Genomic DNA, 12,003 nt, shown 5'->3' with positions numbered 1-12,003 from the left:
TTTTTTTGTCCAGCCCCACGCGTTTCCCCACCCATTCTACAATCATTATTGTTAGCATTATAGTTATTGTCTATGACAATATAGATAAATTCATTTGTTTGTCTATAATTATATATCTATCTTTGCAGAAGATAGGCTACACCTCAGCCATTAAGCGAGCTTATGGCGTTCGGTTTGCACTATCTTTGCACCATCTGACAATAACGAATAACAATAAAGATATGGAGAACTTAACAGACATTATCAAAGGCAGCCAGCTCACGCTGGTTGACTTCTACGCTACCTGGTGCGGACCATGCAAGATGATGCACCCAGTGTTGGAACAACTCAAGAAGGAACTCGGCGACAGCATCCGAGTCATCAAGGTCGACATTGACAAGAACGAGTCTACCGCCATGCAGATGCGCATCCAGTCGGTACCCACGCTGATGCTCTTCCAGAGCGGAGAGATGAAGTGGAGACAGAGCGGAGCCATGTCGCTCGCCGACCTCAAAGCCACCATCGCCAAGTATCAATAGACTATTCACCCGCCAACCCTTACCGCTATGACGACCCCAACCCCGAGATATATTATAATAGGTGGTGTGGCCGGAGGAGCCACCGCCGCCGCGCGTATACGTCGCCTGACCGAGAAAGCAGAGATTATCCTCATCGAGAAAGGAGCCTATATCTCTTATGCCAACTGTGGACTGCCTTATTACATAGGCGGTGTCATCGCCGACCGTGACCGTCTGTTTGTGCAGACGCCCGAGTCGTTCGGCCGCAGGTTCAATATAGATGTGCGCACACTGAGCGAGGTTATCGCTATCGACCCCTCCAGCCACCAGGTGACCGTACGCACCGCCGACGGCAGCCAGTATGTCGAGCCTTACGACAAGCTCCTGCTTTCTCCCGGTGCCTCGCCAGTGGTGCCGCCGCTGCCGGGCATCGACAGCGAGGGCATCTTCACGCTGCGCAATGTGGCCGACACCGACCGCATCAAGTCCTATATGACCGACCACGATGTGAAGCGTGCCGTCATCGTGGGTGGAGGGTTCATAGGACTCGAGATGGCCGAAAACCTCATGCACGCCGGAGCCCAGGTGGCGGTGGTCGAGATGGCCAACCAGGTGATGGCGCCCATCGACTATTCGATGGCGTCGCTCGTCCACGAGCATCTGCAGCAGCAGGGCGTGCAACTCTATCTGGAGCAGGCTGTCGACGCCTTTTCGCGCCACGACGGCTCGCTCACCGTACACTTCAAATCGGGCGTCAGCCTCCAGGCCGACATGGTGCTGCTCAGCATCGGCGTGAGAGCCGAGACCCGACTGGCCCAGGCTGCCGGCATACGCCTGGGCGAGATGCGTGGCATCTGGGTCGATGACTATCTGCAGACCTCGGTCCCCGATGTCTATGCCGTGGGCGACGCCATCGAGTTTCCCCATCCCCTCACGGGCAAGCCCTGGCTCAACTTCCTCGCCGGACCCGCCAACCGACAGGCGCGCATCGTGGCCGACAATATGGTGATGGGCAACAAGGTGAAGTATGAAGGCTCCATAGGCACCTCGATAGCCAAGGTGTTTGACCTGACCGTAGCATCGACCGGACTGCCTGCAAAGCGGCTCAAGATGATGGACATCCCTTACCTCTCTGCCACCATCCACATCGGTGCCCATGCCGGCTACTATCCCGGCAGTCTGCAGATGGACATCAAGATTACCTTCTCGCCCACCGACGGCAAGCTCTATGGTGCGCAGATAGTGGGCTACGACGGCGTCGACAAGCGCATAGACCAGTATGCCCTCGCCATCAAGCAGGGAGCCACCGTCGCCGACCTTACCCGTCTGGAGCACGCCTACGCGCCGCCCTTCTCGTCGGCCAAAGACCCCGTGGCCATCACGGGCTATGTGGCTGGCAATATACTCAGTGGCAAGATGTCGCCACTCTACTGGCGCGAGTTGCGCGATGCCGACCTCACGGGCGTGACCCTCGTCGATGTGCGTACGCCCGACGAGTATGCGCTGGGCACCATCGACGGCGCCGTCAATATACCGCTCGACGACCTCAGAGAGCGTATGGACGAAATCCCAACCGGCCGTCCGGTGTGGCTCTTCTGCGGCATAGGACTGCGTGGGTATCTCGCGTCCAACATACTCAAGGACAATGGCTACGCCGAGGTGCGCAATCTGATAGGCGGACTCAAGACCTATCGTGCCGCCACCGCCCGTATAGCCCCTCCCGTGGGCTTCGCTGCCGCCGGAGATAGCGCATCGCCCACCGAGGCAGCCTCTGCCGAGAAGGCGGTGGTGCGCATTGACGCCTGCGGCATCCAGTGCCCCGGCCCCATCCTCCGCCTCAAGCAGGCCATCGACACCCTCGCCCCCGGCGACAGACTCGAGGTGACGGCCACCGATGCGGCGTTCCCCCGCGATGCCGAGGCATGGTGCCACACCACGGGCCACCGCTTCCTGGGCCGACGTGCCGAGGGCGGAGTCTATACCGCGCTGATAGAGAAGTCTACCGCCTGCGCCGTAGAGTCTGCCCGCTCTCTGCCCACCGGTCAGGGCAAGACCCTCATCCTCTTCAGCGACGACCTCGACAAGGCGCTGGCCACCTTTGTCCTCGCCAACGGAGCCGCAGCCACGGGCCAGAAGGTGAGCATCTTCTTCACCTTCTGGGGACTCAACGCCATCAAGAAGGCGCACAAACCCAAGGTCAGCAAAGACCTCTTCGGGCGTATGTTCAGTTGGATGCTGCCTTCCGACTCCACCCGTCTCGCCCTCTCCAAGATGAACATGATGGGCATCGGCGCCAGAATGATGCGCCACATCATGACCCGCAAGGGCGTAGACTCGCTCGAGTCGCTGCGGCAGCAGGCCATCGACAACGGTGTGGAGTTCATAGCCTGCCAGATGTCGATGGATGTGATGGGCGTGAAGCGCGAAGAACTGCTCGACCATGTCACCGTGGCCGGTGTGGCCACCTATATGGAGCGTGCCGACCGTGCCAATGTCAATCTGTTTATCTGAGCCGATGAACTTGCAACAGTTAAGATATATTATCGCCGTCAACCGCTTTCGCAACTTTGCGAAGGCGGCTGAGTCGTGCCATGTCTCTCAGCCCACGCTCAGCGCCATGCTGCAGAAGTTGGAGGAAGAGCTCGACACGCGCATCTTTGAGCGCACCAATCGCAGCGTGGTGCCCACGGCGGCAGGAGAGAAGATCGTGCGCCAGGCAGAGAACGCTCTGGCAGAGATAGACCGCATCGCCGAGATTGTGGCCGAGGACAAGGGGCGCATAGGCGGAGTGTTTGCGCTCGCCGTGGGCCCCACCATAGCGCCCTACATCCTGCCCCGGTTTATCCGCCATTATCGCGAGATGTTTCCCTCGGTCCAGCTGTCTATCCAGGAACTCAAGGCCGACCACATGGTCGACGCCCTTCTGCGTGGTCAGCTCGACGCCGGCATCGCCATCTCGGGCAACGTGCGCGATGGAGTGCTCGAGATACCCCTCTACACCGAGCGGTTCTATGTCTATCTGGCAGAGAGCTGCTGGCGCAAGCTGCCCGTCTTCAAGCCGTCCAATCTGGAGCACGAGAACATGTGGGTGATGCGCGATGCGCAGTGTCTCCGCGACAGTGCGTTCTCGTTCTGTAAAGCCCGCACCAAGGGCAACCATATCTACGAGGCTGGCAGTATAGACACGCTGGTGCACATCGTCGACGAGAACGGCGGGTTCACCATCGTGCCCGAGATGCACTTGCCCCTGCTCAGCGACAAGCAGCGCCAGAACGTGCGGCCCATCGATGGCGACTATCTCTCGCAGCGCCGCGTGTCGCTCTACATCAGGGCCGACTACATCAGGCAGCGCATGCTCAACACCGTGATCGATGCTCTCAAGCAGTTTATGCCCCCAGGCATGCTCGGCGAGGGTATCGTCAAGTATGGCATCAAGCTGTAGGCTCGCCGCCACCATCCATCCCGTCTTTCAGCTCGCCGCAAGGGAGGTACAGACCGACACCATTCGGCAGACCACCCTTGCGGCGCTCCCGTTTATGGGCGTCGTGTACAGGGGCGGGGTGATGGCTGGCGAGTGCTGGACGGATGCGGATTGGGGTAGGGCGGATGCGGATGAGGGCAGGTCTGATGTAGACGTGGGACGTGTTGATGTAGACGAGGGCGGGAGGAATGTTGTAGTGGGCAAGGCGCATGATGTAGTGGGTAGGACGAGTGTTGTAGTGGGCAAGGCGGATGTTGTAGTGTGCAAGGCGGATGATGTAGTGGGTAGGACGGGTGTTGTAGACGGCAGAACGGCGGTTGAAGAGGGGGTGGCAGTGGTGGCTGCCGTCATTTCATCCATCTTCTCCGAGTGCCTCTACAAGTAGACTTCAAACTCTGAAACAGAAAAATACAACCGCGAAATAATCATATCACGCCGCGAAACGATTAAATCAAACCCCGATTTCCCCTTTATCGCCATCTCCGCGATATTCCCCGTCATTCCCTCCACTTTGTCACTCAGCCTCGAGCGGCTCACGTTGGTCGCCTAATGGCCGAAATGACATTTTGCAGTCATAAGTATAATGCGCCAAACTACATTTTTCATCCCACTTCTTCGTTTTTTATCAAAAAAGGCTATAACTTTGAGGCACAATACCCCAAGGTGAGCCACCAAGCTACGAAGGCTAATGACGCACGATACATATCACGCCACTATCATCTTTATCATACAACTATGCCACACACGAATATCCCAACTGGAGTCTATGACCAGATTATCAATCGCCTCTTTCAGCAGAAACTGAACGAGGTAGATTCCCACCGTTTCTATATTGGCAAGAAGCCGATAGGCAAAGATGCTGCTGTCAATATACTCAGCAAGTATTTGCAGCACCTTGTTGAAATCGCGTTTATAGGATGCCCCGAAGACCTTGGAACGGACAGATATACCGACTTCGTCAATTCGGTTATCAAAACCTTGGGTAGAGAGTTCAATGTAGATGACTCCGAACTTGACCTGATTGATGCTCAGAAGAATATACTTACAGCCGTCGTAGACCGGACTAACTGCGAATATCCTGATATCGAGAAGCATCTCAAGGCCATTACGCCTATTACTTCTATAAGCCGTAGCGCCCTCTTCTTCGGTGGTGGCAGAGGTCGTGTAGATATGGAGAGTGAGTTGAATCGCGAAATTCTCTGTGCCGATGAGATATGTTGGGTGGTTTCCTTTATCAAGACAAGTGGTCTAAACCTGCTTTGGAACAGTCTGAGGAAGTTCACCAGTGCAGGGAAACGGCTGCGTATCATCACGACGACATATACGGGCGCTACAGATTACGATGCCATAGCCCGTTTGGCCACTTTGTGTAACACCGAGATAAAGATTTCGTATGATGGAACGCAGGACCGCCTTCATGCCAAGTCTTATATATTCCTCCGGAATTCTGGCTTTCATACTGCCTATATAGGTTCGAGCAATCTCTCTCATTACGCCTTGAAAGACGGTAAAGAATGGAACTTCAAAGCCACCCAGTTTGAGTTGCCTCAGGTAGTAGAAGAGGTGCGTAATTCATTTGAAAGTTATTGGCGTGATGATACATTTGAAGATTTCGTGCCTGGTGTAAGCGACGAAAGACTGAAAAGAGCCTTAGGGGCTGACTGGGATGCTCCTTTGCTCGACTTCTCGGCTCTTGACCTGATGCGCGCGAAGGACTATCAGCAGGAAATTCTGGAGAAACTGGATGTCGAACGCCATGTACATGGGCATTACCGCAATCTCGTGGTGGCTGCTACGGGTACAGGAAAGACGGTGATAGCAGCCTTCGACTTCAAACGCTATCGTGCGGAGCATCCCGATTGTCATTTCCTTTTCCTCGCTCATCGGCAGGAGATACTGCGACAGGCTATGCAGACTTTCCGCGTTGTGCTCGAAGATCCCAACTTCGGCAGTGTGTGGGATGGCAACAACGAACCGTCCAGCTACCAGCATGTCTTTGCGAGCAAGGACACCTTGCGTAATCGTTTGGACAGTCTGCAACTCACAAAAGACTATTATGACTATATGGTCGTCGACGAGGTGCACCATATTATAGCACCGACATACGTCAAATTGATGACCAACTTCACTCCCAAGATACTACTTGGCCTGACTGCTACCCCCGAACGAACCAACGACCAGGAAGATATCACCATATACTTTGATGGTCACATCTCGGCGGAAATTCGTCTGCCTGCCGCTCTCAATGCAGGTCTGCTCGCACCTTTCTATTATTATGGAATTCCTGACAATGTAGACCTCTCGGAGGTGAAATGGAGTGGACATGGTTATGATGTTGCCGAACTTTCACGCATTTATACGCAGAACGATAACCGCACCGGTCTTATCTTGAAGAAAATGCAGCAGTATATTGGAAACAGCCGCTTGAACAAGGTGCGGGCGCTATGTTTCTGTGTGGATAAGAACCATGCCAAGTTCATGAATGCCAAGTTTACGTTGGCAGGATTGAAAACTAATGTGCTTACAAGCGATGACAATGACTATCATCGCAAACTTGTGAGGAAGCAACTTCAACAAGGTCGCATCAATTATCTCTTTGTGGTTGACCTCTTCAATGAGGGCGTCGATATACCCGAGATTGACACCATCCTCTTTCTGCGTCCTACCGAGAGTGCTACCGTATTTATCCAGCAGTTTGGTCGCGGGCTTCGTCTGCATAGTGGCAAGGACCATCTTACGGTCCTTGACTTTGTGGGTCATTCGCGTGCCGAGTTCAGTTATAAAGAGCGCTTTGAGGCCCTGATCGGCCGGCGCTCGCGGAATATAAAGGATGAGATTGAAGGTGGATTCTCCAATGCTCCTATAGGTTGCAAGATTATTCTGGAAGAAAAGGCCAAAGAGGAAATCATCGCTAATATTGATGGCTACTTGCGCAGTCTGAACCGCAGTCGTGTCGTCAAGGAAATATTGGCCTACCACAAGACCTGCAAGGGTAACTTCTCGCTCAAGGGCTTTCTGGCTTACAGCCATGTGCCATTTCATAAGGTGTATGGTGCCCTGACGTGGGGCGAATTGTGCCAATTGGCGGGTGTGCAGGAATCGGTGTCTGTGCACGCAGGGCAGATTAAGTATGCAGTGACCAAGAAATGGCTTGCTACAGATTCGTTCTCATACTTCACTCAGCTGTTGCGCTTTGCCGATTGTGGATTCAAATGTAATACAGAGGAATTCTCTGAACAGGAAAAGCGTTGCGCAGTGATGCTCTACTATGACTTGTATGACAAGGCGGGTAATTATGACGGTATCTGCACAATGTTTGACGACCTGGCTTCCGATAAACTGTTTGTTCAGGAATTCAAGGAGGTCGTCTCTTATCTGCGTGACAGATGCTCTGCACCGGAAAAAGTTGACAATTCAGTGTATAACGAATGGAATCCACTGCATCTGCATGGGGTATACACTAAAGCGCAGATACAGGCGGCACTCGGACTATCAACGATAGACCGCAAGTCGCCTTCGCGGGAAGGCATGGAGCGCCTGAAAGATATAAAACTCGAGGCGATGTATGTGGATATTATCAAAAAGCGCGAAGAGGGTTCTATGACTGCATATAAAGATTATGCCCAAAACCGTGAGTTTTTCCATTGGGAAACCCAGAATCGTGTGCGTGAGGGGAGTCGCGAGGCAGAGGCATACCGTAATGGCGAGAATAACATGCTCCTGTTTGTAAGGCAACAGGTGGAACATCCGGATTATGGTTGCAGAATGGGATTTACCTATCTTGGTCAGGTCACAATGGAGAGCATCGAGGGTTCTAAACCCATGCAGATAGTGTGGCATCTCGCCACGCCTATGTCTGAATCGACTTACGCCTTTGCGAGTCAATATAAAGCTATAGGATAATGCAGCGTATGGATAAGAGGAAACATGTTGAGGTGGTGGCAGCCATTATCTGTGATGGCGACAGGGTCTTTGCCACGCAGCGTGGTTATGGTGAATGGAAAGACTGGTGGGAGTTTCCCGGCGGGAAGATGGAGCCGGGCGAGACGCCTGAAGCGGCTCTGTGTAGAGAAATTAGGGAGGAACTGGCAACGAGGATAAGCGTCGGCGAACGGCTCACAACGGTCGAATATGATTACCCGAAGTTTCATCTGACCATGCACTGCTATCTCTGCACAGTGATGAGTGGTGAGTTGACGCTGCTGGAGCACGAGGCGGCAAAGTGGCTCGGGCTGGGTGAACTCGACTCGGTGAGGTGGTTGCCCGCCGACGAACTGGTGATAGAACGGCTGAAAGCGAGGGCTGTGGAGGGCGAGACAAGATGAGATACTCAGAAAGCGAACTTGGCGGCAAGGGCTTGTAAAAGAGTGGGAAAGTGAATCAGGGGCAATGGCAGACAAACTGACAAAGGAGCAGCGCCATCACTGTATGGCACAGATACGGGGGAAGGGCACCAAACCAGAAATGGTGGTGAGGAAATTCCTCTTTGGCCGTGGCTTCCGCTACAGGCTCAACCATCCGTGGCTGCCCGGACACCCCGACATCGTGCTGCGCAAGTATCGCTCGGTCATCTTTGTCAATGGCTGCTTCTGGCATGGTCATGAGGGCTGTCGCTATTATGTGGTACCCAAGAGTAATACCGAATTCTGGAAGGCGAAAATAGCGCGCAACCGCGCCCGCGACATCGAAGAGCAGCGCCGTCTTGCCTCGATGGGATGGCATTGTATCACTGTGTGGGAGTGTCAGCTCAAACCTGCGGTGAGAGAACAGACACTGGAGTCGCTGGCGTATACTCTCAACAGGATATGGCTCAACGATCACAGCGTAAGGAAGTATGAATTGGATGAGAAGGCACCGGGCATGGTGGCCGAAGATGGCGAGCCTGAATAGGAAGATAGTGACGCAGGCGATATAGGCCCCGAGCGGCGGCGCGGCGATAAGCTCCGTGCCCATAAACGAAAAAACCGAGAAGCCCATGGTGTGGACTTCTCGGTCGAAGTGGCTTTGTGTTCCCTGTCTTGAGCCTCTTGTCGGATTCGAACCAACGACCCCGAGATTACAAATCACGTGCTCTGGCCAACTGAGCTAAAGAGGCGGGTGGGCAAGCGATTCTTATCGCGCCGCTACAACCTATTACCCTTGCTATGTTCCCATCCTGGGGGATTCACAGGGAGCTGGCCGTAAGAGACTTGCCCATTTTGCGGATGCAAAGATACTACTTTTCGTGCTAAATCAAGCATGAAATGGTACATTTTTTTCTATTTTAACTAAAAAGCCATGCTTTATGGGGCTCGGAGGTACGCTCTTGGCAGCCAAATGTCGGTCAGAAATCGACTACGGTGATGCCGGCTCCGCCAAACTGCACATGCTCGTCGGCATAGTGGGTGACATTGGGGATGGCTCCGAGGTACTGACGGATGAGCTGGCGCAGGATGCCGTTGCCCTTGCCATGGAGGATGCGCACGCGCTGCATACCCATGAGGATGGCATCGTCGATGAAATGCTGCACGGCATTGAGCGCTTCGTCGCCACGCATACCCCGCACATCGAGGTCCTGGTGGAAGTTCTGGCGGTGACTGTCGATGGTCTGCTGGGTGAGGTGGGAGATGTTGTAGCTGCGCAGGTTCTCCATACGTTCGTCGGCATGGGTTTTGGGAGCTTCGGTGGTGGCGGCGCTCTGTGGGGCGTTGGCACGCTGCAGTCTGTCAACCCGCATACGAGTGCGCATGTCGCCAAAGATGACGCTGGCCATCTTGCCGTCGATGCGCTCGATGGTGCCCACCGACGATGCACCCTTGATGCACACGCTGTCGCCGGCTGCCAATGGCTGCTGGCTGGCTTGGGCCTGCTGCCGGGCTTGCTCCTGGCGCTTCTGCTGTTGCTGCTGTTCGTTGGCGCGCTGCTCCTTGCGCTGCTGGCGTCGCTCCTTGCGCTGTTGAATCTGTGCCATCTTGCGGGCTATCATCTCGTCGTTGGCTTGGGTGTCGAGGTCGCTTACCTCCTGCTTGAACTGCTCCAGTTCCTCGCGGATGCGCTTGGTGTTTTCGCGTTCAGCCTGGCTCTCACGTATCTCGCGTATGGTGTTTTCGATACGTCGGTTGCTCTCGCTCAATATTTCTTCAGCCTCCTGCTTGGCTCGGCGCAGTATCTCCTTGCGCTGTACGCCAATCTGCTCGATATCATGCTCATAGCGTTCTATCTGGCGCTCCAGCTCCTTCTCGCGCTGATGGATATTGGTGCGCTTGTTTTCCCAGTAACGCTTGTCGCGAACGATATCCTGCAGATACTTGTCGCTCTGGATGTAGTCGGAGCCCACGATGTTGCTGGCTTGGCGTATCACCTCTTCGGGGAGTCCTATCTTGCGCGCAATCTCGATGGCAAACGAGCTGCCGGGGCGACCTATGGAGAGTTGGAACAGAGGCTTCATCTCGTGGCGGTCGTAGAGCATGGCGCCGTTGGCCACGCCCTCGTGCTCGTCGGCGAAGTGCTTGAGGTTCTGGTAGTGCGTGGTGATGACGCCCCAGGCTCCGTGGGCAAGAAATTGCCCCAGTACACTCTCGGCTATGGCTCCGCCGATGTTGGGCTCGGTTCCGGTGCCAAACTCGTCGATGAGTATCAGTGTGGATGGATTGGCCTGCTTCAGCATGTTCTTCATATTGAGCAGGTGGGAGGAGTAGGTGGACAGGTCGTTCTCGAGACTCTGCTCATCGCCGATGTCTATCATGATGTCCTTGAACATACCCACGCGCGAGCGTTCGTCTACGGGGATGCCCAGACCACACTGCACCATATACTGCAAGAGTCCGGTGGTCTTGAGGCAGACGGACTTTCCGCCGGCATTGGGGCCCGAGATGATGAGTATGCGGTTGTCGGTGGTGAGCTCTATATTAAGAGGTACGAGCGCGGAGGGAGTGGCAGAGTTCTGCTTGAGGCGCTGCTCGAGCAAGGGGTGGCGGGCTCGGGTCCAGTCGATGATAGGGGTGGCAGTCACCTGAGGTTCGGCGCACTGCATACTCTCGGAGAGAGAAGCCTTGGCGTGTACGAAGTCGATGTCGGCCAGAAAGTCCTGGGAGAACAGTATCTCCTCGGTATGGGGGCGTATGTCGTCGGCCATCTGCTTGAGTATGCGGATAATCTCATGTCGCTCGTCGCTCTCGAGCTCGCGTATATGGTTGTTGGCCTCTACCACCTCGGCAGGCTCCACATACACGGTGCGTCCGCTTGCCGACTCGTCGTGTACGATACCACCTATCTTGCGCTTCAGTCCTGGCGCCACGGGCAATACCAGTCGGCCGTCGCGTAGGGTGGGGGCTACGTCCTTGTCTACAAGTCCTTCGCTCTGTGCCGAGCGGAGTATTCCACCCAGTATGCGCGAGATGGAACCCTTGGTTCGGGCCAGTTCGTGACGGATTTCAGCTAATTTGGGAGAGGCATTGTCCTTGATATGTCCGAATTTGTCTAATATGCGGTCGATGTCCTTCACTATCTGGGGCATGGGTATCACGCCCTCGGTGAGTGCCGCAAGGGCGGGGAAGATGAAGGCGGTATGTTCGTCGTCGGTATAGCGCTTGAGAAAAGCCACGACGTCATTCATCGTGGCAAGGGTGCGCATCAGCTCAAAGAGCTCAGTCTCTTCGAGGAATGTGCCCGTCATGCGGAGCCGCTTCATGCTTTCGCGAATATCGAAAAATGCATTTAGAGGGAAATCCTCTTCGCCCGAACGTATACGTTTCATCTCTCTAATCTGCTCCATAGAAGCATTGATGGCGTCTGCATCGGTCATAAACGCCATGTTGTCGATGCGCACGATGCCCAATGGTGAGAGACAACGCGAACGAAGCATGTCGCGAATCTCATGAAAACCTATCTTAAATTCGAAATTATCAGGGTAAATCATACTGCAAAGTTACCACTTTTCCTGCATAAGGATAAGGAAAACGGAAATAATTTGAAAAAAAAACTACAAAAGTTTGGCGGAACCAAAAAAACTTAATACCTTTGCACTCGCTTTTAAGGCACATCGAC

At 54.4% G+C, this 12,003-nt stretch carries 9 protein-coding genes, 1 tRNA gene and 1 other RNA gene; 7 read left to right on the top strand and 4 right to left on the bottom strand.

What is annotated here, in order from left to right:
* Positions 1 to 221 precede the first annotated feature (221 nt).
* From trxA to CIK92_RS02085, 3 genes are read left to right on the top strand one after another with little or no spacing between them, the layout of a single operon-like run.
* Positions 222 to 518: a thioredoxin gene (trxA, locus tag CIK92_RS02095; RefSeq protein ID WP_022311533.1), complete on the top strand. Its 297-nt coding sequence runs from the start codon at positions 222 to 224 to the stop codon at positions 516 to 518.
* Positions 519 to 545: 27 nt separating this feature from the next.
* Entirely contained in the window at positions 546 to 3,008 is a 2,463-nt protein-coding gene (locus tag CIK92_RS02090; protein ID WP_094388012.1) for an FAD-dependent oxidoreductase, read from the top strand.
* A gap of 4 nt (positions 3,009 to 3,012) precedes the next feature.
* Positions 3,013 to 3,939 (top strand): LysR substrate-binding domain-containing protein, encoded by a 927-nt coding sequence (locus tag CIK92_RS02085; RefSeq protein WP_094388011.1) that lies wholly within the window; start codon positions 3,013 to 3,015, stop codon positions 3,937 to 3,939.
* Here the strand turns inward: CIK92_RS02085 and CIK92_RS13295 are convergent.
* Positions 3,929 to 4,189 carry a hypothetical protein gene (locus tag CIK92_RS13295; RefSeq protein ID WP_144289307.1) on the bottom strand — a complete coding sequence of 87 codons (261 nt, stop codon included), beginning with the start codon at positions 4,187 to 4,189 and terminating at the stop codon, positions 3,929 to 3,931. The two genes, CIK92_RS02085 and CIK92_RS13295, sit on opposite strands and share 11 nt — an antisense overlap.
* A 6-nt stretch (positions 4,190 to 4,195) precedes the next feature.
* On the opposite strand from CIK92_RS13295, the gene CIK92_RS13650 reads away from it, so the two are divergent.
* The 4 genes from CIK92_RS13650 to CIK92_RS02065 all read left to right on the top strand — a co-directional run bounded on the left by CIK92_RS13650 (position 4,196) and on the right by CIK92_RS02065 (position 8,868).
* A complete protein-coding gene (locus CIK92_RS13650) occupies positions 4,196 to 4,363 on the top strand; it encodes a hypothetical protein (protein ID WP_158214714.1) in 168 nt (55 codons plus the stop codon).
* A gap of 350 nt (positions 4,364 to 4,713) precedes the next feature.
* On the top strand, positions 4,714 to 7,881 hold the full coding sequence (locus CIK92_RS02075; RefSeq protein ID WP_158214713.1) for a DUF3427 domain-containing protein: 3,168 nt from the start codon (positions 4,714 to 4,716) through the stop codon (positions 7,879 to 7,881).
* A gap of 8 nt (positions 7,882 to 7,889) precedes the next feature.
* Entirely contained in the window at positions 7,890 to 8,303 is a 414-nt protein-coding gene (locus CIK92_RS02070; RefSeq protein ID WP_094388064.1) for a (deoxy)nucleoside triphosphate pyrophosphohydrolase, read from the top strand.
* A 64-nt stretch (positions 8,304 to 8,367) separates the two neighbouring features.
* Entirely contained in the window at positions 8,368 to 8,868 is a 501-nt protein-coding gene (locus tag CIK92_RS02065) for a very short patch repair endonuclease (protein WP_094388008.1), read from the top strand.
* Between the two features lie 131 nt (positions 8,869 to 8,999).
* Here the strand turns inward: CIK92_RS02065 and CIK92_RS02060 are convergent.
* The 3 genes from CIK92_RS02060 to CIK92_RS02050 form a co-directional block, all read right to left on the bottom strand.
* A tRNA-Thr gene (locus CIK92_RS02060) sits at positions 9,000 to 9,073 on the bottom strand.
* Position 9,074: 1 nt separating this feature from the next.
* An RNA gene (gene ffs / locus CIK92_RS02055) (signal recognition particle sRNA small type) lies at positions 9,075 to 9,173 on the bottom strand.
* A gap of 128 nt (positions 9,174 to 9,301) precedes the next feature.
* The gene (locus CIK92_RS02050) at positions 9,302 to 11,875 is read right to left on the bottom strand and encodes an endonuclease MutS2 (RefSeq protein ID WP_094388007.1); all 2,574 of its coding nucleotides are present in this window, start codon (positions 11,873 to 11,875) and stop codon (positions 9,302 to 9,304) included.
* Positions 11,876 to 12,003: the final 128 nt, after the last annotated feature.

It is taken from the genome of Prevotella sp. P4-67 (assembly GCF_002251325.1).
Classification (GTDB): Bacteria; Bacteroidota; Bacteroidia; order Bacteroidales; family Bacteroidaceae; genus Prevotella.
Note: the sequence above shows the minus strand (reverse complement) of the source record. Positions and strands in the feature narration are given on the sequence as shown.

Coding starts and splice junctions, on each gene's coding strand:
- trxA (WP_022311533.1), top strand. CDS start 222: ATGGAGAACTTAACAGACATTATCAAAGGCAGCCAGCTCACGCTGGTT.
- CIK92_RS02090 (WP_094388012.1), top strand. CDS start 546: ATGACGACCCCAACCCCGAGATATATTATAATAGGTGGTGTGGCCGGA.
- CIK92_RS02085 (WP_094388011.1), top strand. CDS start 3,013: ATGAACTTGCAACAGTTAAGATATATTATCGCCGTCAACCGCTTTCGC.
- CIK92_RS13295 (WP_144289307.1), bottom strand. CDS start 4,189: ATGCGCCTTGCCCACTACAACATTCCTCCCGCCCTCGTCTACATCAAC.
- CIK92_RS02075 (WP_158214713.1), top strand. CDS start 4,714: ATGCCACACACGAATATCCCAACTGGAGTCTATGACCAGATTATCAAT.
- CIK92_RS02070 (WP_094388064.1), top strand. CDS start 7,890: ATGGATAAGAGGAAACATGTTGAGGTGGTGGCAGCCATTATCTGTGAT.
- CIK92_RS02065 (WP_094388008.1), top strand. CDS start 8,368: ATGGCAGACAAACTGACAAAGGAGCAGCGCCATCACTGTATGGCACAG.
- CIK92_RS02050 (WP_094388007.1), bottom strand. CDS start 11,875: ATGATTTACCCTGATAATTTCGAATTTAAGATAGGTTTTCATGAGATT.